Annotated in this window: 27 protein-coding genes; 19 read left to right on the top strand and 8 right to left on the bottom strand. The window is 34.4% G+C overall.

Translation table 11 applies throughout. From position 1 onward, the window contains the following. Positions 1 to 463: 463 nt before the first annotated feature. Positions 464 to 787 carry a hypothetical protein gene (locus JFU18_RS03110; RefSeq protein WP_201033802.1) on the bottom strand — a complete coding sequence of 108 codons (324 nt, stop codon included), beginning with the start codon at positions 785 to 787 and terminating at the stop codon, positions 464 to 466. Positions 788 to 1,245: 458 nt separating this feature from the next. On the opposite strand from JFU18_RS03110, the gene JFU18_RS03105 reads away from it, so the two are divergent. Beyond that, a complete protein-coding gene (locus JFU18_RS03105; RefSeq protein ID WP_201031027.1) occupies positions 1,246 to 1,539 on the top strand; it encodes an ArsR/SmtB family transcription factor in 294 nt (97 codons plus the stop codon). A gap of 182 nt (positions 1,540 to 1,721) precedes the next feature. On the opposite strand, the gene JFU18_RS03100 is transcribed toward JFU18_RS03105, so the two are convergent. After that, the gene (locus JFU18_RS03100; protein ID WP_201031028.1) at positions 1,722 to 2,846 is read right to left on the bottom strand and encodes an alpha/beta hydrolase; all 1,125 of its coding nucleotides are present in this window, start codon (positions 2,844 to 2,846) and stop codon (positions 1,722 to 1,724) included. 147 nt (positions 2,847 to 2,993) lie between these two features. Between JFU18_RS03100 and JFU18_RS03095 the strand changes: the two genes are divergently transcribed. Next, positions 2,994 to 3,569, top strand: a complete 576-nt coding sequence (locus JFU18_RS03095; RefSeq protein WP_002085457.1) for a TetR/AcrR family transcriptional regulator — start codon at positions 2,994 to 2,996, stop codon at positions 3,567 to 3,569. 288 nt (positions 3,570 to 3,857) lie between these two features. Then, positions 3,858 to 5,234, top strand: a complete 1,377-nt coding sequence (locus tag JFU18_RS03090; RefSeq protein ID WP_201033803.1) for a lytic polysaccharide monooxygenase — start codon at positions 3,858 to 3,860, stop codon at positions 5,232 to 5,234. Between the two features lie 153 nt (positions 5,235 to 5,387). On the opposite strand, the gene JFU18_RS03085 is transcribed toward JFU18_RS03090, so the two are convergent. Next, complete coding sequence (locus tag JFU18_RS03085; protein ID WP_201050239.1) at positions 5,388 to 6,803, bottom strand: phosphatidylinositol-specific phospholipase C; 1,416 nt, start codon at positions 6,801 to 6,803, stop codon at positions 5,388 to 5,390. 421 nt (positions 6,804 to 7,224) lie between these two features. Then, the gene (locus JFU18_RS03080) at positions 7,225 to 7,794 is read right to left on the bottom strand and encodes a hypothetical protein (RefSeq protein WP_002065511.1); all 570 of its coding nucleotides are present in this window, start codon (positions 7,792 to 7,794) and stop codon (positions 7,225 to 7,227) included. Positions 7,795 to 8,438: 644 nt separating this feature from the next. On the opposite strand from JFU18_RS03080, the gene JFU18_RS03075 reads away from it, so the two are divergent. The 13 genes from JFU18_RS03075 (at position 8,439) to JFU18_RS03015 (ending at position 21,542) form a co-directional block, all read left to right on the top strand. Continuing rightward, on the top strand, positions 8,439 to 9,281 hold the full coding sequence (locus JFU18_RS03075) for a metallophosphoesterase (RefSeq protein ID WP_201031030.1): 843 nt from the start codon (positions 8,439 to 8,441) through the stop codon (positions 9,279 to 9,281). A gap of 216 nt (positions 9,282 to 9,497) precedes the next feature. Next, entirely contained in the window at positions 9,498 to 9,749 is a 252-nt protein-coding gene (locus JFU18_RS03070; RefSeq protein ID WP_002017002.1) for a hypothetical protein, read from the top strand. A 184-nt stretch (positions 9,750 to 9,933) separates the two neighbouring features. Further along, a complete protein-coding gene (locus tag JFU18_RS03065; RefSeq protein WP_201031031.1) occupies positions 9,934 to 10,659 on the top strand; it encodes an ABC transporter ATP-binding protein in 726 nt (241 codons plus the stop codon). After that, positions 10,656 to 11,675 (top strand): ABC transporter permease, encoded by a 1,020-nt coding sequence (locus JFU18_RS03060; protein ID WP_201050236.1) that lies wholly within the window; start codon positions 10,656 to 10,658, stop codon positions 11,673 to 11,675. The genes JFU18_RS03065 and JFU18_RS03060 overlap by 4 nt, the downstream gene beginning before the upstream one ends. A 24-nt stretch (positions 11,676 to 11,699) precedes the next feature. Beyond that, positions 11,700 to 12,353, top strand: coding sequence for a TetR/AcrR family transcriptional regulator (locus tag JFU18_RS03055; RefSeq protein WP_201033804.1), 654 nt, complete (start codon positions 11,700 to 11,702; stop codon positions 12,351 to 12,353). A 4-nt stretch (positions 12,354 to 12,357) separates the two neighbouring features. Further along, positions 12,358 to 13,326 carry a YbgA family protein gene (locus JFU18_RS03050; protein WP_002127490.1) on the top strand — a complete coding sequence of 323 codons (969 nt, stop codon included), beginning with the start codon at positions 12,358 to 12,360 and terminating at the stop codon, positions 13,324 to 13,326. Between the two features lie 216 nt (positions 13,327 to 13,542). Continuing rightward, complete coding sequence (locus tag JFU18_RS03045) at positions 13,543 to 14,688, top strand: acyl-CoA dehydrogenase (RefSeq protein ID WP_098636724.1); 1,146 nt, start codon at positions 13,543 to 13,545, stop codon at positions 14,686 to 14,688. 15 nt (positions 14,689 to 14,703) lie between these two features. After that, positions 14,704 to 16,041 (top strand): acetyl-CoA carboxylase biotin carboxylase subunit, encoded by a 1,338-nt coding sequence (locus JFU18_RS03040; protein WP_201031033.1) that lies wholly within the window; start codon positions 14,704 to 14,706, stop codon positions 16,039 to 16,041. Between the two features lie 26 nt (positions 16,042 to 16,067). Then, on the top strand, positions 16,068 to 16,283 hold the full coding sequence (locus JFU18_RS03035; protein ID WP_001985297.1) for an acetyl-CoA carboxylase biotin carboxyl carrier protein subunit: 216 nt from the start codon (positions 16,068 to 16,070) through the stop codon (positions 16,281 to 16,283). Between the two features lie 21 nt (positions 16,284 to 16,304). Further along, the gene (gene mvaB / locus JFU18_RS03030; RefSeq protein WP_002017011.1) at positions 16,305 to 17,216 is read left to right on the top strand and encodes a hydroxymethylglutaryl-CoA lyase; all 912 of its coding nucleotides are present in this window, start codon (positions 16,305 to 16,307) and stop codon (positions 17,214 to 17,216) included. A 4-nt stretch (positions 17,217 to 17,220) separates the two neighbouring features. Further along, on the top strand, positions 17,221 to 18,009 hold the full coding sequence (locus tag JFU18_RS03025) for an enoyl-CoA hydratase (RefSeq protein ID WP_002017012.1): 789 nt from the start codon (positions 17,221 to 17,223) through the stop codon (positions 18,007 to 18,009). Between the two features lie 2 nt (positions 18,010 to 18,011). After that, positions 18,012 to 19,553, top strand: coding sequence for an acyl-CoA carboxylase subunit beta (locus JFU18_RS03020; RefSeq protein WP_002017014.1), 1,542 nt, complete (start codon positions 18,012 to 18,014; stop codon positions 19,551 to 19,553). 48 nt (positions 19,554 to 19,601) lie between these two features. Then, entirely contained in the window at positions 19,602 to 21,542 is a 1,941-nt protein-coding gene (locus JFU18_RS03015) for an AMP-binding protein (protein ID WP_201033805.1), read from the top strand. 446 nt (positions 21,543 to 21,988) lie between these two features. On the opposite strand, the gene JFU18_RS03010 is transcribed toward JFU18_RS03015, so the two are convergent. The 3 genes from JFU18_RS03010 to JFU18_RS03000 form a co-directional block, all read right to left on the bottom strand. Further along, on the bottom strand, positions 21,989 to 22,183 hold the full coding sequence (locus JFU18_RS03010) for a hypothetical protein (protein WP_201031035.1): 195 nt from the start codon (positions 22,181 to 22,183) through the stop codon (positions 21,989 to 21,991). A 301-nt stretch (positions 22,184 to 22,484) separates the two neighbouring features. After that, positions 22,485 to 22,922, bottom strand: coding sequence for an exosporium leader peptide-containing protein (locus tag JFU18_RS30300; RefSeq protein ID WP_201033806.1), 438 nt, complete (start codon positions 22,920 to 22,922; stop codon positions 22,485 to 22,487). Positions 22,923 to 23,119: 197 nt separating this feature from the next. After that, positions 23,120 to 23,488 carry an FtsB family cell division protein gene (locus JFU18_RS03000; protein WP_201031037.1) on the bottom strand — a complete coding sequence of 123 codons (369 nt, stop codon included), beginning with the start codon at positions 23,486 to 23,488 and terminating at the stop codon, positions 23,120 to 23,122. Positions 23,489 to 23,816: 328 nt separating this feature from the next. On the opposite strand from JFU18_RS03000, the gene JFU18_RS02995 reads away from it, so the two are divergent. Continuing rightward, entirely contained in the window at positions 23,817 to 23,984 is a 168-nt protein-coding gene (locus tag JFU18_RS02995; RefSeq protein WP_170972723.1) for a hypothetical protein, read from the top strand. 166 nt (positions 23,985 to 24,150) lie between these two features. Then, complete coding sequence (locus JFU18_RS02990) at positions 24,151 to 24,531, top strand: hypothetical protein (protein WP_002127497.1); 381 nt, start codon at positions 24,151 to 24,153, stop codon at positions 24,529 to 24,531. Positions 24,532 to 24,638: 107 nt separating this feature from the next. Here the strand turns inward: JFU18_RS02990 and JFU18_RS02985 are convergent, their stop codons facing one another. Continuing rightward, positions 24,639 to 24,941: a hypothetical protein gene (locus JFU18_RS02985; protein WP_306426517.1), complete on the bottom strand. Its 303-nt coding sequence runs from the start codon at positions 24,939 to 24,941 to the stop codon at positions 24,639 to 24,641. 461 nt (positions 24,942 to 25,402) lie between these two features. Here JFU18_RS02985 and JFU18_RS02980 point away from each other — a divergent pair, with 461 nt between their 5' ends. Further along, complete coding sequence (locus JFU18_RS02980; RefSeq protein WP_002032241.1) at positions 25,403 to 25,759, top strand: hypothetical protein; 357 nt, start codon at positions 25,403 to 25,405, stop codon at positions 25,757 to 25,759. Positions 25,760 to 26,266: the final 507 nt, after the last annotated feature.

Below are 26,266 nucleotides of genomic sequence, written 5' to 3'. Positions count from 1 at the left end.
TGTGGAACTGAATTTTCTGCTAAATTAGTAGAGACTAAACCTTAAATTGAACTATTCACTACTTAACGTCCTGATAGATTGTTTGAAGTGTTAGTAGGCAAATCTAAAAATAAAAAAGGATATTCTACTCTTCTTTTATGTATATAAAACAAAGTGTAAGGTAAGTTCCAGATCCAAAGTGTTTTATTTAATATTCATTCAATCTCATGCGTACTACTTTTATTTTCTTAAGAGCATGTATTTGCGTGGATGCTCTTAAGAGAATAAAATGCCTAAAAAAATAAGTATAAGCATACATTTTAAAAATTGATATATCGTATATTATAAAAAACTCCTTGTTCTTCAAATAACGAACAATACAATGTGAATGAAACTCTCAGAAGAATTTACATATAGAATTCATCTTAACTCAAAAAAACACATTTTATGCAAAATTATATTTGCTGCTATAGAAGGGTGGGGGTTAACATGACCAAAACTTGGTGTAGGTTCGTATTCCTTGTAAAATAAGTGATTCTTTACTGTTTTCTCTAGTTGTATCTATTAATGATTCATCAGGTTTCCTTCCAGTGGAAGGGACATAAGTTGTTACTACCCTTGGAAATATATTAATAAACACCCATTCAAATTTGTCGATATTTTTATTTCCAAATTCTAATGTTTCAATTGGCTTAATTGTATTTTCTCTATCAAAAAATTTTATTATGTAAAACCTTTTTGAGAGGTCACTACTATGTTCAATAGTCCAAATTAAATTTTCCATTTTCTTGATTTGCAACAAGTCCATTTCCGAAAATCCTTTCATACATAAATATAGCGAATATTCCTATTCTATACTATATATTTTGAAATTTAAATAGTTATCTTATACGATGAGATAAAAAGAAGTTAATACTCTAAAATTTATCTTAGAAAAGGACACACCTATGCATACATATGCTATAGGTGTGTCCTTTTTAGTTGTTTATAAGTTTCCTACAGAGTTATTGAAGTAACGTTTCAACAGTGTCTCCATAGTGAAGTGAGATTCATTATATAAGATTCATTTAAACCGTATATTAAGTTCATATGAATCGCATATTGGAATTTTACAATATGCGTGTAAGGCGTTTCTGAAATTATATTATTTTGAAAATATAAACTTCAATATACCAAAAAGTAAGAATATTAAACCGTAATAATTTTAGAATATACTTCTAATTAAAAGACGTGCGGAAATGCACGGATAATAAAGGAGAATTTCTTATGACAATGTATAAAAGTGAAATGAAAAAGAGTGTAATAACTGAAAAGGATGTAGATATGTTAAAAATAATGGCACATCCAATTCGATTGCAAATTATAAACGAGTTAATTCAGTATAAAAAATGTAATGTTACACAATTGACGGAGCTTTTAAAAATTCCACAATCTACTGTTTCCCAACATTTATCGAAAATGAGAGGCAAGGTGCTAAAGGCTGAAAGAAAAGGCTTAGAGATGTACAATTATATTACTAATTTAAAGGCGAGTCAGATTGTAGGGATTTTAGGTTTGTAAATAAACAAAACTTCACACATATCATTATAAGTAAAGCACAGAATAATCCCCCCACAAATAAGTGGGGGATTTCTTTTATGACAAAATATCAGTTTTTTTGAGGAGTGTCACGATAGTCACCATGTTCTAATGTGTTAGTATATGAAAAATTTTGAAATTGCTAAAATGCTTAATATTATTCACTAGAAGTTATGTCGCAAAAATCTTTTAATTTCATCAAAAGCTAAGTGACGATGACCAGCCTGACAATGTTGTTCACCACCAGTTTTCTTAGTGAAAACTACAGAAGTGATGGAGGCTGCATTACATAGCTCCGATTCGATTTGCGGTAATCGGCCAATTGGAACGTACTGATCGTCTTCACCAGCCAGGAGCAATACTTCTTGATTTATGAACTGACCGATTCCTGCCATCGTATGTTTTTCAAAGTTTTTAAGTAAGTTAAATGGCGTTTTTTCACCTGTATTTTCCATACCTTTTTTAACTTTCCAGTTCAGGTCGATGCTGGTGGCCATCATTTGTTTAAACATGGTATTAATTTTGTCAGCTTCATTAGTAGCCAGAAGCGTGGTCAATTTATTCCAGATATTATCCGGCATGCGCATCTTGAGTGCATCAAGGCCACTATAAAAAATATTAAAGGCGATGACTTTGTCGATTCGTTTTTCAAAAGCGGCGGCACGCATTGCCAAGTAGCCGCCCCAAGAAGCCCCGAGAATACTAACACGGTCAAGTTTGAAATAGTCAATGACTGTGGAAACGGGCTTCTCCCAGTTGTGGATGAATTTTAAGCCGTTTTTCAGTGCTGTTCCTTGTCCAGGTCCATCAAAAACTATAATATTATAATTGATTCCTATGAGGTAGTTCATCATCTTCATCATTTCCTCCATGTAGGAATCGTAGCCTCCAAAGAAAAGTAGTGTATTACATGCGCCTGGTGTCATGAATTTGATTGCAGGAAGATAGGAATCTTCATAAGGAATTTGATAGGTTTCATACTCAAAGTCATGAAAGCCCTTATAAAAAGTTTCACGGTATTTTTGGTACACTTTTTCTTTTTTTGGATCGGATGATTCCATATAAAACTCGGCAGCCTGATAATAAACCGAAGCTAGATCGAAGTCTTTCTGATGCTCCCGCATTGCTGCATATTCTATCCAAGTGTTATACCAGCTGTCCGTGTCTGTAAGTCTTGGGATGATGGCTTGCAAATCCTGATTTGCCCGCTCATCGTCTTGATAGAAATCGTTGAAAAAACGGTTAATTTGCAAATTGAACTGTTCGTTGTTTACATACTGTTTAAACATAAAATCCCTCCTTATATTTGACTACAAGGTAAGGATAAGAGAAGTATATTAAAGAAACAACAAGCAGGAAAGGGTAAGAAGTACGAAATCGAACCATAAGGATATAAATGGTTTGATAAGCAACTTTGGGAAGGAGATTGATTATTAATGGGAGAGGATGTTCGCGTTTATAAAACGAAGAAAAATATTTCTAATACACTTATTACCCTCTTGAACGAAAAAGAGTTTGGGCGAATTACAACTAAAGATATTTGCATACATGCTATGGTGAGTAAGTCCACATTTTACAGCCATTTTGCAGATAAATATGATCTTTTGGAAAAATTAGTGCAAAATTATGTCTGCTGGTTCAAGGAAGAAATTGAATTTCGTTTCGCATTAATAGAGAATGGAAATGTGGCTCAAGCTATTAATATGATAACCGATAAGATCTCAGCGCGAAAAAAAGAGGTTGCAACTTTACTCCATGTACGTGTTCCCTCAGCGGATTTACGTTTAGAATTAGAATCCATTTTATATAATGCCTGCTATTCCTATTTGAAAGAGCAGCAGGTTGAAGTAAGTGTGCCGATTGACTTTGTAGCTCAGTTGTATACAGCAAACGCAATGGTGTCAATCAATTGGTCGCTGAGCAACGATAAAAATCCAGATGTGGTTGAACTAATCGATAATATGCAGGGATATGTTTTTGATCTGATTTTATCAGGTGGTGAGAGAATGTAATAAATCATGAAACCTGCTTAATAATGTAGTTATCGTGTGGGGTGTGGTTGTAAAAAATTAAGTAATCGATATTTGGATTTTTTGTGAATTTTTATTGGTTTTTTATAAACTCTTTACTACATAATGTTACAAAATAGAATTAATTTGCTTAATTTAGCCCCATATCAGGTTAATAAATAAACTAAATGTGTTTATGTTATTGAACTATTAATATATTAGTAGGTGATTTGTTCGTTTATCCCTATATTGCTATTATATTAGCGTAAACAATATATTGGGGGGACAAGTATGAATTTGAAATTAACATCTAAGTTAGAAAGATTAAGAAAAAGTAAAAAAGGAATTGGTGCTTGTGTTTTAGCTGCAGGGGTGACGGCAATTACAATGATTCCTCAAAGTGCATATGCACATGGGTTTGTTGAAAAGCCGAGTAGTCGTGCTGCTTTATGTAGTCAGAATTATGGAGCATTAAATTTAAATTGTGGAAATGTAATGTACGAACCTCAAAGTCTAGAAGCACCTAAAGGATTCCCAGATGGTGGACCGATTGATGGGAAAATTGCTTCGGCAGGAGGATTGTTTGGAGGGATTCTTGACCAACAAACATCAAATCGCTGGTTCAAAAACACAATAAAGGGGGGAGCAAATACATTTACATGGAAATACACAGCGGCACATTCTACAAGTAAATGGCATTATTACATTACAAAAAAGGGATGGGATCCTAATAAACCATTAACACGTGCTGAATTAGAACCAATTGGAACTGTGAATCATGACGGTTCGGCAGCATCAAATAATTTAACACATACAATTAATGTACCAACTGATCGCAATGGTTATCATGTTATTTTAGCTGTATGGGATGTAGCAGATACGTCAAATGCGTTTTATAACGTAATTGATGTGAATTTAGTAAATAATGAAACTCCCGACACAGTAGCTCCAAGTCAACCAACGGGGGTAAATGCGTCTAAAGTTTCTGCCAATAGTGTTGAACTAACATGGAAGGCCTCTACTGATAATATAGGCGTAAAAGAATATCAAGTGTTACGTAATGGAGAAGTAATTGGTACGGTACTAGGTACAACTTTTACTGATAAAAAATTAAAAGCAAATACGGAATATACCTATACAATAAAGGCATTAGACGCTGCTGGAAACATATCAAAAGAAAGTGAAAAACTAAAGGCTAAGACAACAAATGAAATTCCAGATAAAGAGGCTCCGACTCAACCAAAAGGATTACATAGTATGGGTACAACAGCGACAACTGTTGATTTGATGTGGAGTCCGTCTGAAGATAATGTAGGTGTTGACCATTATGTTGTATATAGAGAAAACGCAGGGGTTATGAATAAAATTGGGACAACGGATAATACATCCTTTGTGGATAAAAATTTAAAGGCAAATACATCGTACAAATATGTAGTGACAGCGGTTGATTTAGCTAGAAATGAGTCTAGTAGAAGTGATGTTTTAACTGTAGCAACAAAACTAGAGGGTTCTACTTATGAAAAATGGGATGCAAGAAAAGCATACAATAAAGGTGATAAAGTAGTACATGAGGGAAAAGTGTATGAAGCGATTCAAAGTTATCAAGGGAACGGCGATCCAAATTGGATTTTTGCACTATCGCTTTGGAAGCCAGTTTTAAATAAATGATATGTGGAAAAGGGTAGTTATCACTTATTCTATGTGCAATACTGGAACAGGGGTGCAATTTTTACTCTTCATCCCAATATATACGAAATGAAATTATTGAAGAACCCCAATGGTATTCCATCAAAAAGGAATTCCATTGGGATTCTTTATTTTTTAATTTGTAATAGCGTATATTTTCACTGTAAATTTGTTAGTGGCACCAAGTGGGCTTGCAATATAATATTTAGTATTCGTATAAGCTTCAGTCCTAGATCCATGTGAAATATTTTTCCAACGAGTAGAATCTGTACCTAGGGAAACGTCAATCATTACATTGAAAGAGATAGAAGAAGGATGATCTTTTTCTGAAGGCTCAATAATCCATTTTAATTCCTTAGTACCTACAGGTAAACTATCAATTTTAAAGTTTTGACTGGATCGATTTTTTTGACCGGATAAAGGACTAGATTCGGAAGAAATTTGCGAAATTAATATTTCTTTTTCATTCGAATGTATACCATTTAATTTAATGATACTATCAATTAAACCTGGACCAGGAAAATCAGCTGCAATGATACCAGTATGTTTCATTCCACCTTGTTGTAAGAACTCAGTTCCAAGTGTATTCATTCCACCATAAAATACTTGACCATTTATATCACGAGGGAAATCTTCCCACGCATTAGTTGTAGCTTTTTGAATCATCTTGGGGTTACTATCAGTATTTCTGCTCTCTTTACCACTTGCAACAAACCAAGGATAAACATTATTTAATAATGCAGCAGCACCACCTGTGCCACTAAAATGGTTAAGATAGATTTTATCATTGTTAAAATTATTATTTGCATTTTGAAGGTGGGTTTTCACCGCATTCCATTTTTCATACATTCCGTCTGGTCCGTTTTCAATTTCAAATGTATCTTGTATATTTAAGCTATCGTAATTAATACCATATTGCTGAGAGGCTGTAAAGTTTTGTAAGATTACAATTTTCCCTCGGATGTCTCCTAGAGTAGGATTATTTCTTTTTGAAGTTGGTACAGAACTCGGATCCCAAAAATAGGAAGAATTAAGGTCTTTGTATTTATTAAGTATTTCCTCGAATGATAGTGAGCCACTTTCAGGAGTAGTTTCTTCTTTTAAGCGCATTAAAATTGTTTCTGTGGGATGATCTTTTAAAAATTGAATTGCCTCTTTTAATACATCTTCAAACATTGCTTTTTGATTTACAATCCCATGGTACATTGCAAAAGAATCTTTTACACGTTTAACACGCATATCTACATATCGAATTCCGGAATTTAATTGTTGTGGTAGACTCATAGTTTGATTTCTTGTCAAATTTTCATCAAGAAAACTTGCTCCATGTAAAGCCATTGTACCGTGAGTCCCTGGAATAGATATTTCACTCAATTTTGTTGAATCTGCTACTTTCGACATCCATGCTGGGTTTTGATAGCCTATATTGGATTCATAGGAATAACCTGGATGACTATCAGCGAAAATAGTAGATGGTGTACTTAAACTTACTAGTGTGAAACAAGTAAGGATACTAATTTTAAAAAAATTCTTCATTTTTATTTTGTTCATTTTATCTCTCCTGACTTTTAAACAATAGATATAATAAAACAAGATGATTTTTTACTACATCTATTGTTTTCATTCTTAAAGTAATGAATTTTTGTGTTTGAAAAAATCAAAATAGGGTAGGAAGTTATTTGAGATTTTAATAGTTTGTTGTAATGAATTGTATCTAATAGTCAAACGGATTCTTAAAGAATTGAAGCATAGATAGGTAAAAAACAAACTTTCCGCTGTACTGTATACAAACAAAACAGAAGTCTTAAAAAAGACTTCTATTTTGTGACATATAATGAATGATAAGGTGGTTAACAAATCAAGATAATGTGACTGAGTGGTAAAAATCTATTTATAGCTGTTTCAGAATTTTTTATAACAAGGTTACTTATGAAAAATGGGACTCTGTTAGGCTAACAAAAATTAAGAAATTCTACTCATTAAAACTTAAACTAACTACAGTTGCGATAGATTGGGCTGCATGTTCCCAGCTGCCATCTATAACTTTCCCAATCTGCTGACCGAGTGCATTTAAATCATTTGGATTAACTGGAATCCCATTATAAGCAGCAAGAATTGATAAAAGTGGAGCGGCAAAAGGTGTCCAACCACCTCTATCAATATTAAATACAGGCTTATCTATTACCTTTCCATCTTGCACTGTAAACTCATAATAAAATTGATCATCTGGACGAAAACTTAAATGATGAGAAATTTGTCCCTTAACATATGTTTTACCGCCACCTAAATTTACTACTTCAATTGGTTTTACATTAAATTCATGCTCAAATACTTTAATTTTTTTAACTTCTGGACCATTTAAGGCAGCCTTAACCGCTGTTTCCAAATTATTTTGTGCGAATGGTTGAATACTCATTTGTGCCTCTTTTTGTTGGATAGGAGCCTCTTTTTCTGCAGCAAACACCGATGTAGTCGGTAGTGCACCTGTAGCTAATGTAGCTGCAAGTGCTGTCGTCATCATGATTTTTCTTTTCATCTTCATAGTTTTCTTCCTCCCTTAAAGTTATGATATATAATTTTTAAAAGACTGACATGGGGCAATATTTTATTTCATAATGCACGCAAAAACTAGGTTAAGAATTATGTCAGAAAATCAAAATTAATTATATATTCATTTACAATGATATCTATCTACACATGTTTTTTCAATTTTCTAACAAATGGTACAATAATAACTTTTCATAAGGTAATTTATTGTTTCAATTCTCTCTATGCACGTTTTAAACAAATTAAAATCGGAGTGGTAATAATATATTTGCAAGCAAATGTCGTATATAATTCGAGAAAAGTACACAATTTTTTTATAAAAAACTATAGGAATTATCGTTATATCGTTATCAAACTAAGTAAGATAAATAATAATATGATGAAGAGCTTCCAGTGATTCGCTATAAATTCACTGAAAAATGAGCATGACATCATACACTCATGCACGACAACTAGGATATCAAAGCTCCACTTTATAGCGAATGAGCTAATACGAATGAGATTGAAAAATTTTATTAGTGGCGTATAAAACTATAAAAAACACTGCAAATCAATTAAATAATATCAGTTATTCTGAATGCGAAGGGCACGTAATATTTATTGTGAACTGTAGTACTGATTAAGATTTTAGGAGGAAATATGAACAAGAAGACTAAAAGAATCATATTAATTATTGGTATATTAGTAGGCATTAGTATCTTTTTATATTTACAAAACAATTTAATAAGTATAACTGAGGTTAAAATAACCTCTAGTAAAATTCCCTCTTCTTTTAAAGGATATAAAATACTACAAATTTCAGATTTACATAATAAAAAATTTGGTGATAATCAGGACGTATTAATCAAAAAAGTGAATAATTCGAATCCTGACATCATTGTTATTACTGGTGATTTAATAGATAGTAAATCGTACGATGCAGAAATTAGTCTGCAAGTAATACGAGAACTTGTAAAAGAGTATCCTATATATTTTGTGACAGGAAATCATGAAAAGTGGTCGGGAAAATATAACAGTTTAGAGAAAGAATTGAAGAAACACCATGTTACTGTTTTAAGAAATGAACATGTAAGCATTCGAAAAGGTGAGCAAGAAATAAACTTGCTAGGTATTGATGATCCGGAATTTAATACTGGAGATATTGATGAAGGAAGTATTGTAAAAGATGCAATTGTAAAAGCAAAAATTGAAACGCAGCCAGATAGGTATAATGTATTATTATCCCATAGGCCTGAATTTTTAGAAGCATATGCTGATGAGCAAGTAGATTTAGTATTATCGGGTCATGCACATGGGGGACAAGTTCGGTTACCTTTTATCGGGGGATTAGTTGCTCCTAATCAAGGAATACTGCCCAAATATACAGCGGGTTTATATGAACAACAAAATACGTCTATGATAGTTAGTAGAGGATTAGGCAATAGTATCATTCCGCAAAGAATTTTTAATAGACCTGAGATTGTAGTCGTGCAGTTAAATTAATCTGTACGGCTTTTTTGTTCAGGGGAATAATTTAAAGGTAGTTTTTCTTGAGTACAAGTTTCCATTACAATTTTGTTAAAATTTTTCAACGTTACATAAAGTAACAAAATTTGACCTATTGAGTTTGTTATAGTGTAAATAATCAAAAAACTTAAAAATTAGTCGAGTTAAAATAGTTATTATTAAGCAATATTAAAAATATAAAGGGGTGTACAAATGCATAAAGAATTTGAAATTGAAGAATATACGGCGATTGAGGAGCAAATTCATTATTATAGTACGTCTTTATTAGTAAGTCATCCTGAGCAAATTGTAAAGTATTTAGAAAAACGGTTGGAAAAGTATGCAGAAACGTTACAATATGCACATTTATATCCGGAAACGGTTATATTACCAATACAGCAAATAGTTATCGAATATTCTTTAGATGTTGCTAGAATTAGAAGGTATTTAAATTTAAAAACATAAATAAAATCGAATAATTTACAATGAAACAGAGTCGACTTTAAGAAAAAATATTCTAATGTCGACTCTGTTTCATTGCTTGAGTAAATAACAGAAAAAATATTTATTTGAAAAGTTTTACATATAATAACTCGAGAGTAAAATAAAAGTGAGTACTCACTCATTTTAAAGAAAAGGGGGATTTTTAGTGCAGCAACCTTCAATTATTTTACGAGATGTATCAAAAAGTTTTGGGAAAAAAGAAGTTTTGCATAACCTTTCGCTGCAAGTTGAAAAAGCAGAAATTTTTGGCTTGGTTGGACCTTCCGGATCTGGGAAAACAACACTCATTAAAATGATTGCAGGTATTAATGAGTCAACTACAGGGGATGTAATTGTTTTTAATACAAACATGCCTAATCTAAATGAAATGAAAAGAATTGGTTATATGGCTCAGGCTGATGCATTATACGAAGAACTATCGGCATATGAAAATGCAGATTTTATTGCAACGATGTATGGGTTAAAAGGTAAGCGTAAGAAAGAGAGAATCGTAGAAGTTTTTGAAATTGTGCAATTATCAGAGCATATGAAAAAGCAAGTACAGCATTTTTCAGGTGGAATGAAAAAACGTTTATCATTGGCGATAGCACTCCTTCATGAACCAGAAATATTAATTTTAGATGAGCCAACAGTTGGGATAGATCCTCTAATTCGAAAATCGATTTGGGAGAAGTTTTATGACCTTAAAAAGAAAGGAACAACTATTATTGTAACAACGCACATTATGGATGAAGCTGAGTTTTGCGAACGTCTAGGGCTAATTAGAGAAGGGAATTTAGTTGCGATTGGCACACCGGAGGAATTGAAAAAACAAACATCTTCTGGACGAATTGAAGATGTCTTTATGTTAGAAGGAGTGATTGAATCATGAGAGTTAATGGTGTAGTTATCCGTATCATTCGTCAATTTTTTCGAGATAAGCGTTCTTTAGCAATGATGTTTGGGGCACCAATGTTATTACTTTGGTTATTATCGCTAATATTTACACAAAAAGACTATATAACGCATATTGCTGTAGTCGATGTACCTGCTCCTATAGTAAAAGCAATGAAAAATCAAGAAGCATCAATTTATGAATATAGTAAAGACAAAGCAATTTTGGAATTAGAAAAGCAAAAGGTAGATGCAGTAATTCATTTAGAAAATGGAAAAATGAATCTTCTATTAGAAGGCAGTGATTCATCAAAAAACCGTGCGGTACTTCAAGTATTGCAAAAGAGTACAGAGAAGAATAATGTATCAATGATGAAGCCTGAAGTGGATTATTTACATGGCTCTAAAGATATTACGATGTTCGATGGGCTTGGTCCCGTATTAATTGGTTTCTTTACATTTTTCTTTGTATTTATATTGTCCGGAGTATCTTTTGTAAGAGAACGTTTAAGTGGTACATTAGAGAGATTATTGTCCACACCAGTGAGAAGATGGGAAATAGTTTTAGGATATATTATTGGTTTTGGAATCTTTGCATTTATACAATCTATTATAATTGTAAGTTTTTCAGTTTATATTTTAGATTTATATGTAGTCGGCTCAATATGGCTAACGCTACTTATAACATGTATGCTTTCTTTAACTGCACTAACATTAGGCACATTTTTATCGGCATACGCAAATAATGAATTTCAAATGATTCAATTTATACCGCTTGTTATCGTGCCACAAGTCTTCTTTTCTGGGTTGTTTCCAATGGAATCCATGAATACATGGTTACAAATGTTAGGTAAATTATTTCCACTCACATATGGTGCTGACGCTATGAGACAAGTAATGATTCGGAATCAAGGGTTTACAGAGATTGCATTAGATCTTACTGTATTACTACTTTTTTCACTATTATTTGCAGTAGGAAATGTATTTGCATTAAAGAAACATCGCAAAATATAATGATGATAAAAAGGAGCACAATAAATGAAGAAGGATTGGCTGGAAGAATTAGTTGCCGCAACGAATACTGATAAACGTAATGAACGTCAAATGCGTATATTAGAGGCAGCTGTTGATATGTTTGGAGAAAAAGGGTACGCCTCAACTTCAACGAGTGAAATTGCAAAGCGAGCTGGTGTAGCGGAAGGAACAATCTTCCGCTACTATAAAACGAAAAAAGATTTATTGTTTGCAGTCGTGATGCCGACCTTAACAAAGTTTGCTGCACCATTTTTCGTACAAGCCTTTGCAAAAGAAATATTTAAAACAGAGTATGAATCGTATGAAGTGCTTTTAAGAGTAATAATTCAAAATAGATTTGAATTTGCTAAAAAGCACTTTCCAATGATAAAAATATTAATTCAAGAAGTACCATTTCAGCCGGAACTAAAAAGTGAAATACAACAATTAATAGAAACAGAACTGCTTGTACATTTTAAAAAGCTGATTGCAAAGTTTCAAGAAGAAGGGGAAATTATTGAACTTCCACCATCTTCCGTATTCCGTCTTACTTTATCAGCTGTATTAGGGTTGCTCTTAACGAGGTTTTTATTATTGCCGGAAGAGAAATGGGACGATGAAGTGGAAATTGAAAATACGATTCAATTTATATTGTATGGACTAACGCCACGGAGGTAATGTGATGCGACAATTTGCTAAACCGATAATTGTTGTAAGTAAATGTTTAGAATTTGATGCCTGTCGTTATAATGGAGAGATGGTTCCAGATTTAACAATTCGAAACTTGCAGCCATTTGTTACATTTATACCTGTATGTCCTGAAGTAGAAATTGGTTTAGGGACTCCTCGTGAAACGATACGTATTGTAGAAAAAAATGGTGCGAATAGGCTTGTACAACCGTCAATACGAGAAGATGTAACTGAAAAAATGAATGAATTTTCAAATGCATTTTTACAAACATTACCTGAAGTTGACGGTTTTATTTTGAAGAATCGTTCGCCAAGTTGCGGAACTCGTGATGTGAAAATCTATTCTGGTTTTGAAAAAGGGCCAGTAAAAGGAAAAGGAACTGGATTATTTGGTGGAGCAGTAATAAAAAAATTTTCGCATCTTCCAATTGAAGAAGAAGGTAGATTGTCGAATTTTATTATTAGAGAGCATTTCTTTACAAGATTGTTTACAATCGCGCATTACAAAATGATTAAACATACTAAAAACATAAAAGAACTCGTAGCGTTTCAATCAGATTATAAGTATTTATTTATGGCATATAATCAGGTGAAACAAAAAGAATTAGGGCGTATTATTGCAAATCAAAAAAATGAAACAATTGAAGTCGTATTTGATAACTATGAGAAGACTTTATATGAATTATTTATTCGCGCGCCTCGCTATACATCGAATGTAAATGTATGTGAGCACATTTTCGGATATTTTAAAACAAAGCTAAAAAAACAAGAAAAAGATCATTTTTTAGAGCTGTTACAGAAGTATTCTGAAAAGAAAATCCCACTTAGTAGTTTACTTGTCATTTTAAAAACATGGGCCATTCGATTTGATGAAAAGTATTTATTAAGACAAACATATTTCGAACCATACCCTGAAGGGTTAGTAGAAATTTCTGATTCGGGAAAAGGTAGAGATTATTAAACAATAAATTACATAATTCGACACAAAACCTCCTATGTTGTTGTAGAACAATGTAGGAATTTTTTTGTGCATTGGTACAGAATCTGTTTTAAAATTAAGTTATGACAGAATTGTAGCAATTGTCTAACTAATATTCGTGTCTTTTAAGAAGTAATGTTTGTAGTAGAAACTCGCACGCTGTCGAAACTCAATATTCGATAAGGGGTGTGTAGCGGAATGGAATTTACTCTAACTCGCGAAAAACAAATGATTAAAGAAATGGTACGTGATTTTGCTGAAAAGGAAATCGCACCGAAAGCTGTATATTATGACAAAACTGCGGAATTTCCATATGAAACATTTCAAAAAATGGGCGAACTAGGATTATTAGGTATCCCATTCCCGGAAGAGTATGGAGGTTCAGGTGGCGATACGTTATCGTACGCGTTAGCTGTTGAAGAGATTGGTCGTGCTTGTGGTGGAACAGGTTTAAGCTATGCTGCAACAATTTCATTAGGTGCTTCTCCAATTTATTATTTCGGTACAGAAGAACAAAAACAGAAATTTTTAGTTCCAATGGCGTCAGGTAAAACGTTAGGTGCTTTCGGATTAACGGAGCCAAATGCTGGATCTGATGCAGGGGGCACACAAACGAAAGCATTTTTAGATGGCGATGAATATGTTATTAGTGGTGAAAAGTGCTGGATTACAAACGCAGAGTATGCAAATACAATTATTGTAACCGCTATCAACGGTTTTGAAGACAATGGTAAAAAACGTATTTCTGCATTTATCGTACCGACTACTAGTGAAGGATTAACGATCTCAAGCCCTTACGATAAGATGGGTGTTCGTGCTTCTAATACTTGTGAAATCGTACTTGATGGTGTACGTGTACCGAAAGAAAATATTCTTGGTGATGTAAATAAAGGATTTAAACAATTCTTATATACACTTGATGGAGGACGTATTTCAATTGCAGCATTAGCAGTAGGTATTGCACAATCTGCATTTGAGCGTGCATTGCAATATGCGAAAGAACGTCAACAATTTGGAAAACCGATTTCTAATTTCCAAGCGATTCAATTTAAATTGGCTGATATGGCGACTGAAGTAGAATTAGCGCGTAATTTAGTACATAAAGCAGCTTGGTTAAAAGATAACGATAAACCTTTCGGTAAAGAAGCGGCTATGGCAAAGTTGTTTGCATCTGAAGCTGCAAGTCGTATAGCAAATCATGCAGTACAAATTCATGGTGGATATGGCTATATGCGTGAATATGAAGTTGAACGATATATTCGTGATGCAAAACTTTTAGAAATTGGTGAAGGAACTTCTGAAATTCAACGTCTCGTAATTGCAAGACATTTAGGATGTAGATAAAAAGGAGGGGTCACTATGTTTCAAAAAATATTAATTGCTAATCGCGGGGAAATCGCAGTTCGCATTATGAAAACTTGTCAAAAACTTGGCATTCGCACTGTTGCTATTTATTCTGAGGCTGATGAAAATGCCCTTCATGTAAAATTGGCAAATGAAGCTTACTTAGTAGGCGGTCCACGTGTCCAAGAAAGCTATTTAAACCTTGAAAAAATTATTGAAATAGCTAAGAAGACAAATGCTGAAGCAATCCATCCGGGGTACGGATTATTATCAGAGAATCCATCTTTTCCGATTCGCTGTAAAGAAGAAGGAATCGTATTTATCGGTCCTTCAGAAGAAATCATTACTAAGATGGGAAGTAAAATTGAGTCACGTATAGCGATGCAAGCAGCAGATGTGCCAGTAGTTCCAGGCATTACTACAAATATTGAAACTGCTGAAGAAGCAATTGAAATTGCGAAACAAATTGGTTATCCATTAATGCTTAAGGCATCCGCGGGCGGCGGAGGCATTGGAATGCAGTTGATGGAAACTGAGCAAACGCTCACCAAAGCATTTGAAAGTAATAAAACAAGAGCTCAAAATTTCTTTGGTAACGGAGAAATGTATTTAGAGCGCTATATAGCAGATGCACATCATATTGAAATTCAGCTTTTAGCAGATACACATGGTAATACAGTGTATTTATGGGAACGCGAATGTTCAGTACAGCGCCGAAATCAAAAAGTAATTGAAGAAGCACCTTCACCATTTTTAGATGAGGGTATACGAAAGGCTATGGGAGAAGTTGCTGTACAAGCTGCTAAAGCACTTGGTTATACAAATGCAGGTACAGTTGAGTTTCTTGTAGATGATCAAAAGAACTTTTATTTCTTAGAAATGAATACGAGATTACAAGTAGAACATCCAGTTACAGAAGAAATTACTGGGTTAGACTTAGTTGAACAACAATTACTTATCGCATATGGTGAGAAGCTATCATTTACACAGGATGATGTAAAACGTAGTGGTCATGCCATTGAGGCTCGTATTTATGCAGAAGATCCGAAAACATTCTTCCCATCACCTGGGAAAATTACAGATTTAACGTTACCGACAAATATACGTATTGATCACTTTTTGGAGAATCAAGTAACGATTACACCTTTCTATGATCCAATGATTGCGAAAGTAATCGCACATGGTGAAACTCGTGAAGAAGCGATTTCAAAATTAAAAATTGCTCTAGAAGAGTTAAAAGTAGAAGGTATTAAAACAAACACACCAATGTTACTGCAAGTACTCGGAGACGATGTGTTCAAAAGTGGTATTTATACAACGGGTTTTGTAACGAAACAACTTGTTAAAAAATAAGAGTTATGAATATTAAGGGGGAAAAAATGATGACGAAAGTATATGCATCGATGGCAGGAAATGTTTGGAAAATTGTTGTAGGAGTAGGAGATACAGTAGAGGAAGAGCAGGATGTCGTCATTTTGGAATCTATGAAAATGGAAATTCCAATCGTTTCAGAAGAAGCCGGAACTGTTATGAAAATTAACGTACAAGAAGGCGATTTTGTAAATGAAGGAGATGTATTACTAGAAATTGAATAGGGAGATATAGGGGGAAGCGAATTGAAACTACCTAATTTTGCTGTCATTAAAGAAGTCGGGCCACGTGATGGCTTACAGAATGAAAAAAAGATTGTTGGCACAAAAGATAAAGTAAAATGGATTCAACTACTTACAGAAGCTGGATTGTCGTACGTTGAAGTTTCCTCATTCGTTCACCCTAAATGGGTTCCTGCATTAGCAGATGCAAGTGATGTATTTTCTGAGCTAAAAAGGGATCCAAATGTTACATATGCAGCGCTTGTTCCAAATCAAAATGGTTTGGAACGAGCTTTTTTGCAAAATGTAGATGAGGTGAATGTTTTTTTATCAGCAAGTGAATCTCACAATAAAAGTAATATTAATAAATCTATTAAAGAAGCATTAGCTGTAATTGAAGATATAACAAAACAGGCAACGTTCGAAGGTAAAAAGGTAAGAGGCTATGTTTCTACTGTATTTGGATGTCCTTATGAAGGGGATATAAGTGCCACAGCAGTTGACGAAATATGTAATCAACTATTTTCATACGGCATTTATGAAGTTTCTCTCGGGGACACGATTGGTGTAGCGAATCCATTACAAGTAGAACAAGTATTAGAACATCTATTAAAGAAGTATGATGCTTCGCAGTTTGCAATGCATTTTCATAATACGTATGGAATGGCTCTGGCGAATGTAGTTAAGTCTTTAGAATATGGTATTACAACGTTTGATAGTTCTTGTGGTGGACTCGGAGGATGTCCTTATGCACCAGGAGCATCGGGTAATGTTGCTACTGATGACTTAGTGCATATGCTCCATAAGCTGGGAGTCCAAACTAATATTGATGAAGAAAAGTTATTGAGAGCTAGTCAGTTTATTCAAAGTAAGTTGAATATCCAATTACCGAGTCATGTGTATAGAGCGCTTCAACATAAAACGATAAGTAGGTGAGAAGATGCTACAATTACAAAACATTTCCGTTGACTATGTAACACCGCATGTTGTAAAGATTTCGTTAAATCGTGAAAGACAAGCAAACTCATTATCTTTGGCATTATTAGAAGAATTACAAACTATATTAACTCAAATAAACGAAGAATCAAATACGCGCGTTGTTATTTTAACAGGGGATGGCGAAAAAGCATTTTGCGCTGGTGCTGATCTAAAAGAGCGTGCCAACATGAGTGAAGAACAAGTTCGCCATGCTGTGGGTATGATTCGTTCTACTATGGAGATGGTGGAACAATTACCACAACCAGTTATTGCTGCTATTAATGGAATCGCACTTGGTGGAGGTACTGAATTAAGCTTAGCTTGTGATTTTAGAATTGCTTCTGACACTGCGAGTCTAGGTCTTACTGAAACTTCTCTTGCAATTATACCTGGAGCAGGTGGTACGCAGCGTTTACCGAGATTAATTGGAGTCGGTAGAGCAAAAGAATTAATTTATACAGGAAGACGTATTTCGGCGCAAGAAGCGAAAGAATATGGTTTAGTAGAATTCGTAGTACCAGCTGATTTACTAGAAGAGAAAGCAATTGAAATTGCAGATCGAATTGCTAAAAATGGTCCAATTGCCGTTCGATTAGCAAAAGAAGCAATTTCAAATGGTATTCAAGTAGATTTACATACCGGCTTACAAATGGAAAAACAGGCGTATGAGGGCGTAATCCATACGAAAGATAGATTAGAAGGATTACAGGCATTCAAGGAAAAACGCAAACCAATGTATAAGGGGGAGTAAATATGTTAGATCAAAAACAACAATCTAATTCATTTGAAGAACGAGTTGAAACAATTAAGCAAGGCGGGGCACCGAAATATCATGAACAAAACAAAGCAAAAGGAAAACTTTTTGTTCGAGATCGTTTAGCTCTTTTATTCGATAATGGTGAATATGTGGAAGATGCATTATTTGCAAATTGTGAACAAACCGGGTTACCAGCTGACGGCGTTGTAACTGCAACTGGTAAAATACATGGTCGCACTGCGTGCGTAATGGCAAATGATTCAACTGTTAAGGCTGGATCATGGGGAGCACGTACAGTTGAAAAGATTTTACGTATTCAAGAAACGGCTGAGAAATTACGTGTACCGTTATTTTATTTAGTTGACTCTGCTGGGGCACGTATTACAGATCAAGTTGAAATGTTCCCTGGACGCCGCGGTGCGGGAAGAATTTTTTATAACCAAGTGAAATTATCTGGAAAAGTGCCACAAATTTGTTTATTATTTGGACCTTCAGCAGCTGGTGGTGCGTATATTCCAGCATTTTGTGACGTTGTTATGATGGTTGAAGGAAATGCTTCTATGTATTTAGGGTCTCCGCGTATGGCTGAAATGGTTATCGGTGAGAAGGTAACTTTAGAAGAAATGGGCGGAGCACGTATGCATTGCTCAGTATCAGGATGCGGAGATGTTTTATGTAAAACAGAAGAAGATGCAATTACGCAAGCAAGACAATATATTTCTTATTTTCCAAGTAACTATTTAGAAAAGACTCCTTTGATTACACCTCAAGAACCGAAACAGTTCGATAAAACGTTAGAAGAAATCATTCCAGAAAATCAAAATGCTCCTTTCAATATGAAAGATCTCATTAACAGAATTATTGATGAAGGTTCTTTCTTTGAAGTGAAAAAATTATTTGCTCAAGAACTAATTACAGGTTTAGCACGCATTGATGGTAAGCCAATTGGCATTATTGCAAATCAGCCGCGTATGAAGGGCGGCGTATTATTCCACGATTCAGCTGATAAAGCAGCGAAGTTTATAAATTTATGCGATGCATACCATATCCCATTATTATTCCTTGCAGATGTACCTGGATTTATGATTGGTACAAAAGTAGAACGTGCCGGAATTATTCGTCACGGTGCAAAAATGATCTCTGCAATGAGTGAAGCAACTGTACCGAAAATTTCTATCGTCGTTCGAAAAGCATATGGAGCTGGCTTATATGCAATGGCAGGTCCAGCGTTTGAACCAGATTGCTGCTTAGCATTACCAACAGCTTCTATTGCAGTAATGGGTCCAGAAGCAGCGGTCAATGCTGTATATGCAAATAAGATTGCAGCTTTACCAGAAGAAGAGCGTGCAAGCTTTATTGCTGAAAAACGAGAAGAGTATAAGAAAGATATTGATATTTACCGTTTAGCATCTGAGATGGTGATTGATGGTATTGTTCATCCAAACAATTTACGTGAAGAGTTAAAAGGACGATTCGAAATGTATATGAGCAAATATCAAGTATTCACGGATCGTAAACATCCTGTATATCCAGTTTAAAAGTCCTATTTAGGGCTTTCTTGCTCAAAAAATCAAGGAGGGGAAAACATGAAACAAGCAGTTTGGTTTCCAACAGAAGAATATAAAGAAAAAACGCGTTTATTTAGTTGGATGAAATCATTAGGCTATGAAGATTACGAAGCTTTTTATAATAAGTCAATTGAAGAAACAGCTTGGTTTTGGGGAGAAGCTGAGAGAGCAGTTGGCTATCAGTGGATGAAACCATATACTGAAGTGTTAGATTTAGAAAATGGTACACCGTTTGCACAGTGGTATACTGAGGGAACTTGTAACGTTGTAGAATCTGCTTTATCTCGCTGGCTTGCAGACGATAAAACGAAAACACAAGCAGCACTTATGTATGAAGGGGAAAACGGAACTTCGAAATCATTTACATATGAAGAGCTTGACAGCTGGGTAAGCCGTGTTGCCAACGGTTTGAAACATGCTGGTATTGAAAAAGGTGATCGTGTAACAATTTACATGCCAATGATTCCTGAAACAGTTGTTGCTATGTTAGCGGTAATGAAAATTGGAGCGATTATTTCACCAATATTCTCAGGTTTTGCTGCTGATGCAGTAATGACACGTGTACAAGCGGCTGGTTCAAAAATGGTTATTACCGCAGATGGCTTTTCACGCCGTGGGAAAATTGTTTCATTAAAAGATGAAGTAGATAAAGCTTGTGAACATTGTCCAACTGTTGAAAAGGTGGTAATTGTTCGTCATGCAGGAAATGATTTTACACCGCATAATTATGATTTTTCATGGAGTACGTTAGAAAAAGAAAAACCATTTATACATGCTGAAGAAATGAACAGTGATGATCCATTAATGCTTATATATACATCTGGAACGACTGGTAAGCCGAAGGGGACAGTACACACACATGCTGGTTTCCCGCTAAAATCTGCATTTGATGCAGGGTTTGGAATGAATATAAAACAAGGCGACCGAGTATTATGGGTAACTGATATGGGCTGGATGATGGGACCATTTTTACTATTCGGCTCTTTAATTAATGGCGCAACAATGGTTATGTATGAAGGTGTCCCAGACTTTCCAGAAGCAGACCGCTTATGGGAGACAGTCGATAAATATGAAATTACTCATCTCGGTATTTCACCAACGTTAATCCGTGCATTAATGGCAAAAGGTGATGAATATGTAAATAAACACTCGTTAAAGAGTTTAGAAGTATTCGCATCAACAGGAGAACCTTGGAATCCAGACCCATGGATGTGGTTATTTAATACAGTTGGTAAAGGTAAAGTACCAATTTGTAACTATTCAGGTGGAACTGAAATTTCAGGTGGGATTTTCGGGAATGTCCTAATTAAGCCGATCGCACCGATTAGTTTTAACGCATCTTTACCAGGAATGGCAGCGGTTGTACTTGATGATCAGGGTAAACCAATTCGAGATGAAGTCGGAGAATTATGTTTAGAAAAACCTTGGGTAGGTATGACGAAAAGTTTCTGGGAAGATGATGAACGTTATGTAAACACATATTGGTCACGCTTTGAAAATAAATGGGTCCATGGGGACTGGGTTATTTATGACGGTGAGCAATACATCATCACAGGACGTTCAGACGATACGCTAAATATTGCAGGGAAACGTATTGGGCCTGCTGAATATGAATCTATTCTTGTGAAACATAATGAGGTAATAGAAGCAGCGGCAGTTGGTGTACCGGATGATGTAAAAGGAGAAGTTTGTCATTGTTTTGTTGTATTACGAGATGGTGTAACATTCTCAGGAGAATTAAAGAAAGAATTAATGAGTTTAGTAAACTCTCATATTGGTAAAGCTTTATGTCCAAAAGACATCCACGTTGTAGAAGATTTACCAAAAACACGAAATTCTAAAGTAATGCGACGTGTCATAAAAGCTGCTTACTTAGGAAAAGAATTAGGAGATTTATCGTCACTTGTAAATCCTGAAGTGGTACCCTTTATTCAAGGACTACAGTCTAGCAAACTATAAAATTACGAATGAGCTCTATGTAAATAGAGCTCATTTTTAATGTTTACAAAAAGATAAGAGAGAAAAAGTAAATTTGAAGTTAAAAAATCTACTATTAGTGTTAAGTATATCTGTTTGTTTTTAGTTTTTATCAAAATAGGATACTATAGCTGTCTATTCAATGGAGTGATTGAATTTTGTTAAGAATGAAAATTTAGTGAAGAAAAAAGTAATGAATAAAAGGAGAAATCCCTGGGGGACAGGGATTCAATAAGGGAGATATTATTGTTGTTCAATGTCGAAATTTGGCGTATTCGACAAATTAATATTATCACGAATTTTCAGGAGATTGTGATAGTGGATGTGTCAAAAATGTGTACGGCTTTCATATAAAAGTGTTATTTAAATAGGAAAAGGGAAAAGAATTAAGTTCACTCGTTCTTAAGATTTTTTCCCTTTTAAATTTACTATTTGTTCGTTGTTCTATATACATCTGAAATTGGTAAATCTTCGCCATGTAAAGCTTGAGTACTGTCCTTTTTGTTTGAATTATGTGCCTCCTGAGAGGTTTCTTGCAGTTGTTCTTGGGCCTTACTAGGGGTATTCAGCGCATCTAATGACACAGAATCAAGTTGTTGACTTAATAAATCTTTTTTATCCATGTTATGTAGCTCCTTTTTGAACTTAGATATAAAAACAAAGTATTTTTAAATAGTTACGTGGGTATTATGTATCTTTGAATGGAATTATATACACAAACTATATTGAGAATTTAACTAATTATAAAAATTACTTGTGCTGACAAGCTTAAGAAATATAAAGATCATTAGTTCTTAATAAAAGCGTTATTTTAGTAGGGTGTTACGAAATTTCATTTGAAAGGAACATCCCAATGATAAAAAAGAGCACTGTAAATCAGTGCTCATCTTATTAGATATTGCTTAGTCCTTAAAAATAAAACCGTTACGGACAATTCACAATGGTAATAGTGACGCTAGCTATTGTTCCAGGAGAATCAAGAAGTGAAGCAGTAACGGTTACTGTTCCAGGCCCATTAGCGGCTAGAAATACAGCGGTAAAGTTACCTGAAGCATTGGTAATGACCGCAAGAGGAGCCATGAAAGCAAGAGAAGGGTTACTAAATGAAAAACTGACCACTACCCCTGGAGTAGGACTACCGTTTACTAATACTTGACCCGAAAAAAATAAAGTATTATTTCCTTGAGTGGATACACATGCTGTGGTTTCGTTAGAAGTCAAGATAATAGATACAGGCCCAGCAGGAAGATTAAATCCAGTTGGTCCGGTTGATCCAGTAGGGAATTGAAAGGGTGGAACAGGTGGAAGTGTAGGTCCAATAGAACCCGGATTAAGTGCAGCAAAAGATAAAAACTCGTCCATTATATATTACCTCTAAAAATCGTATTACTAATAGTAAATGTATTGATAGAGCAATGTGAAATGGACAAGCGGTTGTATTTTAATAAATTAAACAAAATAGTTATTTGATAGAAAAAGAAATTAGTATGTTTATTTTAGAAATTAAATATAAAAAGGCGATTATCGTCAAATCGCCTTTTGGGTAATGCAGTGTAATTTTATTCAGTTATTTGAAATATAGTTTCATTCGGTTTAGAAAATCCATACAGTTTCCTTGCGAATTTTAAAATTTCTTCTTCACTACCTGTTAAAGCCTTAACATCATTTTTAAGGGAATGACCATCCTTCTTTAAAGAAGATAATTTTTGTTGCTCCGTATTAAGCGTGATTTGTTTTTCTTTAATCATTTCTTGTTGGTTATTAAGAGAATATTGAAGGACAAAAATTACAGGTAATATAAAAGCCAAAGTAGCTATAATACGGTGTCTTGTTTTTTTATTATTACCTTGTTTGGTGTTAGCGTTCACTTGCTGTGAGGGTATCTTAGGATTTGATTGTTGTGATGATATTTTTGGGATGTTTCCCATTAAAATGCCTCCATTACTGATTGTAGAATTTAAACTGTTTAAAAGTATTATAAATGTTCAATGGGAATTTTAGAAGATAGTTTAATATAGGTGCGTTTTGTAAAGTTTAAACAAAATCCCTATTTAAATAAAAGGAACTCCGATTGTCTGCGGGCTCCTAAGGGTAATCGTCAAGTAATGACGTACTCGACTAGTTAACGATATCATGAATTTTTTGGTAAATACACTGGTAAATGTGTCCAAATTAATGAGAGCATTATTTGAAACAAAAACGCTATTTTAATAGGGAGGGGAATAATGATGATTCCATGGGACAAGCGAGTATACATTGTATCAAGGTGATCATTTTATTACAGAGGGGACAATTTTAGAGGTTAGTGAAAAGGCGAATAACTCATTATATTGGCTTTGGTGCATGCTAGCTCCAAGCTATGAAAAAGTGTGCGGTAATAGTACAAAGCGACTTCGGTTGATTCGGATAGATGATGAAGAATGATATAAAAATTTCATTTTGTAGAGAAATGAGGTGATTAAGGATGGGCATAGAATATGCCATGTTTGTATTAAAAAAGAGCAGAATTTAGCCTATATATAAAGATGTTGGAATTGTTCTAATGGGGGGAATATCTGAAATATAAATAATTGAGGGGAGTGAACTAATAATGGAAACTAGTACTTTTTTAGGATTGTTTTGGGGATGGATAACGGTTATCGTATCGGGAATACTTTTCGTACGTCCATCGGTACTACGTGAATTGAAAAAATTAGTGGTTGAAGACAGAGGATTTGGTATTATGTATGGTTTTCTATCGATTTTCCTAGGGTTAGGTAGTGTAATCCTACATAATGTATGGGTATTCAACTGGCAGGGGTTCCTAACGGTTATTGCATGGCTTGCATTATTAAAGGGAATCTACATAATTGCATATCCTGAACCATCCAAGAAAACAGACTTTGAATTAAGGGTACTATCTACACGTATAGCGCTCGCTATCATTGGCGCCTTGGCTTTATGGATGCTTATAGTAATCTATATAAAATAATCTTTTTCTAATAAGAACTATATTAAAATAAATCTCTACGTGTTCATTGACAAAAAGCTGACTATACTTAGTCAGCTTTTTGTATATTACATTCTAGTATTTATCGGTCACAAAAGACATGTTCTCTCTTTTAAGTCGATATCGAAAATATTACCAATTTTTTCTTTTACAATGACAACAAATAAAGAAACATTTACAACGACACTTATTTCGTTTAGAACTCCAATCATCATCACAATGATTCTTTTCTTTAGATTTCCACCAATCATCATTACAATGCTTTTCCTTAGAACTCCAATCATCATCACAATGATCCTTTTCTTTAGATTTCCACCAGTCATCACAACAATGCTTTTTCTTAGAACTCCAGCAATCATTTTTCCAGGACATTCTTTTATACCTCCCTTCAATAGGATTCATACTATTCTATGTTTTAGTAAAAGAATGGCTTGTTTATTAACCTATTATTTAACCTTTATATGATAGAGTGCTTTCTACTAGATATAGAATTCATACAAACTATGCTAATTTTCAAGAGATAGTTGAGAGAACTACTGGTTATGATATTAATCAACAAACACTTGTTGAAGGAAACGTTATGATTTTAAATAATATCTTATTTTGGAGTACGCTTTTCTGAATGTATATTTCACAATGGTAAAGGAAAAATACACCATATCACTGCGAACAAAACCTATGTATATGTGAAGTAATAGGAAAAGGTGGTCCCTATTCAAGGAGCCGGCTTATTAAAAGTATAAATAAGAAGGTTTAGTACAAGTGTTTGTTTTTTTGTTTCTATGCTTTTGTCTCGTACACTTTTAAGCTATTTGACATACTTTACTAGTAGAAAGGATTAGGGGGTGAGGTTTTGGGTTCTCGATTTAATAATTGTAGAAAGAAATGTACGTGTAAGCATGATGATTGTTGGGACATTTTTGAAGAGTGTAAAAAGGAAAAGAATGAGAAATGTGACAGCTCTTGTGTACAAGGAATTAGAGATGAGCTTAAAAAATTAATTAATAAAACAGTGCGAATTAACACTGAAGGACGTACTTATATAGGTACTGTTTCTTCGGTAACTTGCGATGTTGTTAAGCTAGCTGCTATTCCTGGTTCAGTTGCAGCAATTATATCTCTTTGTAAAATTGAAGCAATTTTACCACCTGCTACAACTGTTACTGATGAGTTTGATTTTAACGGTGTTGACGTAGCAAATAAAGATTAATTATGCTTTATTGATGCTAAGCCATTCTTATGAATGGCTTTTTATTTTGCGTGCCCAGCTAAGCTGGGCACTGCTTGCTGGTGAAAGTCCAGCCTAGGTAAGAGCCAAGTCGCCTAGTAGCTGACAGGCAGCTGGTGGAGAAATCCTAAGGTTGAAGCCCTGTGACAAAGTAACTTCTACTAGAAGTGCGAGCGAATCAACAGACCGTAACATAAAGTGAACCTTGCCGCCTCGTTAAAAGCAACCTAGCAATAGGACAAAGGGAAGTCGAGCCTGGTGAATATGGGCGAAGACCATGGAAGATGTGAAGAACTTGGAAATACGACATCGAAGAATCCCTCGGGGTACGGAGGGCGGTATGTTGAGAAAGTAGTGTCTGGAACTGGGGAGACCCTCCTTTGCCCTTTCTTTCAGAAAGGAGAGAGGAAACCTATAAGCATATACGAAATGGTGGACTGTAAAGAGGGAGTCGGAGGAGGTCATAGTACTGAATATCATAACGACAAC

Origin of the sequence: Bacillus sp. TH22 (assembly GCF_016651015.1) — a bacterium.
Taxonomy (GTDB): Bacteria; Bacillota; Bacilli; order Bacillales; family Bacillaceae_G; genus Bacillus_A; species Bacillus_A mycoides.
The sequence above is the reverse complement of the archived record's forward strand: the minus strand, read 5'-3'. Positions and strand labels throughout refer to the sequence as shown.

What these genes read in the sequence shown, in the direction of transcription:
- JFU18_RS03000 (WP_201031037.1), bottom strand. Translation starts at nt 23,488, where the DNA reads ATGGGAAACATCCCAAAAATATCATCACAACAATCAAATCCTAAGATA.
- JFU18_RS03055 (WP_201033804.1), top strand. Translation starts at nt 11,700, where the DNA reads ATGAAGAAGGATTGGCTGGAAGAATTAGTTGCCGCAACGAATACTGAT.
- JFU18_RS03035 (WP_001985297.1), top strand. Translation starts at nt 16,068, where the DNA reads ATGATGACGAAAGTATATGCATCGATGGCAGGAAATGTTTGGAAAATT.
- JFU18_RS02990 (WP_002127497.1), top strand. Translation starts at nt 24,151, where the DNA reads ATGGAAACTAGTACTTTTTTAGGATTGTTTTGGGGATGGATAACGGTT.
- JFU18_RS03110 (WP_201033802.1), bottom strand. Translation starts at nt 787, where the DNA reads ATGGACTTGTTGCAAATCAAGAAAATGGAAAATTTAATTTGGACTATT.
- JFU18_RS03040 (WP_201031033.1), top strand. Translation starts at nt 14,704, where the DNA reads ATGTTTCAAAAAATATTAATTGCTAATCGCGGGGAAATCGCAGTTCGC.
- JFU18_RS03085 (WP_201050239.1), bottom strand. Translation starts at nt 6,803, where the DNA reads ATGAACAAAATAAAAATGAAGAATTTTTTTAAAATTAGTATCCTTACT.
- JFU18_RS03090 (WP_201033803.1), top strand. Translation starts at nt 3,858, where the DNA reads ATGAATTTGAAATTAACATCTAAGTTAGAAAGATTAAGAAAAAGTAAA.
- JFU18_RS03100 (WP_201031028.1), bottom strand. Translation starts at nt 2,846, where the DNA reads ATGTTTAAACAGTATGTAAACAACGAACAGTTCAATTTGCAAATTAAC.
- JFU18_RS03020 (WP_002017014.1), top strand. Translation starts at nt 18,012, where the DNA reads ATGTTAGATCAAAAACAACAATCTAATTCATTTGAAGAACGAGTTGAA.
- JFU18_RS03050 (WP_002127490.1), top strand. Translation starts at nt 12,358, where the DNA reads ATGCGACAATTTGCTAAACCGATAATTGTTGTAAGTAAATGTTTAGAA.
- JFU18_RS03075 (WP_201031030.1), top strand. Translation starts at nt 8,439, where the DNA reads ATGAACAAGAAGACTAAAAGAATCATATTAATTATTGGTATATTAGTA.
- JFU18_RS03015 (WP_201033805.1), top strand. Translation starts at nt 19,602, where the DNA reads ATGAAACAAGCAGTTTGGTTTCCAACAGAAGAATATAAAGAAAAAACG.
- JFU18_RS03060 (WP_201050236.1), top strand. Translation starts at nt 10,656, where the DNA reads ATGAGAGTTAATGGTGTAGTTATCCGTATCATTCGTCAATTTTTTCGA.
- JFU18_RS03095 (WP_002085457.1), top strand. Translation starts at nt 2,994, where the DNA reads ATGGGAGAGGATGTTCGCGTTTATAAAACGAAGAAAAATATTTCTAAT.
- JFU18_RS03070 (WP_002017002.1), top strand. Translation starts at nt 9,498, where the DNA reads ATGCATAAAGAATTTGAAATTGAAGAATATACGGCGATTGAGGAGCAA.
- JFU18_RS03025 (WP_002017012.1), top strand. Translation starts at nt 17,221, where the DNA reads ATGCTACAATTACAAAACATTTCCGTTGACTATGTAACACCGCATGTT.
- JFU18_RS03105 (WP_201031027.1), top strand. Translation starts at nt 1,246, where the DNA reads ATGACAATGTATAAAAGTGAAATGAAAAAGAGTGTAATAACTGAAAAG.
- JFU18_RS03080 (WP_002065511.1), bottom strand. Translation starts at nt 7,794, where the DNA reads ATGAAGATGAAAAGAAAAATCATGATGACGACAGCACTTGCAGCTACA.
- JFU18_RS03010 (WP_201031035.1), bottom strand. Translation starts at nt 22,183, where the DNA reads ATGGATAAAAAAGATTTATTAAGTCAACAACTTGATTCTGTGTCATTA.
- JFU18_RS30300 (WP_201033806.1), bottom strand. Translation starts at nt 22,922, where the DNA reads ATGGACGAGTTTTTATCTTTTGCTGCACTTAATCCGGGTTCTATTGGA.
- JFU18_RS03045 (WP_098636724.1), top strand. Translation starts at nt 13,543, where the DNA reads ATGGAATTTACTCTAACTCGCGAAAAACAAATGATTAAAGAAATGGTA.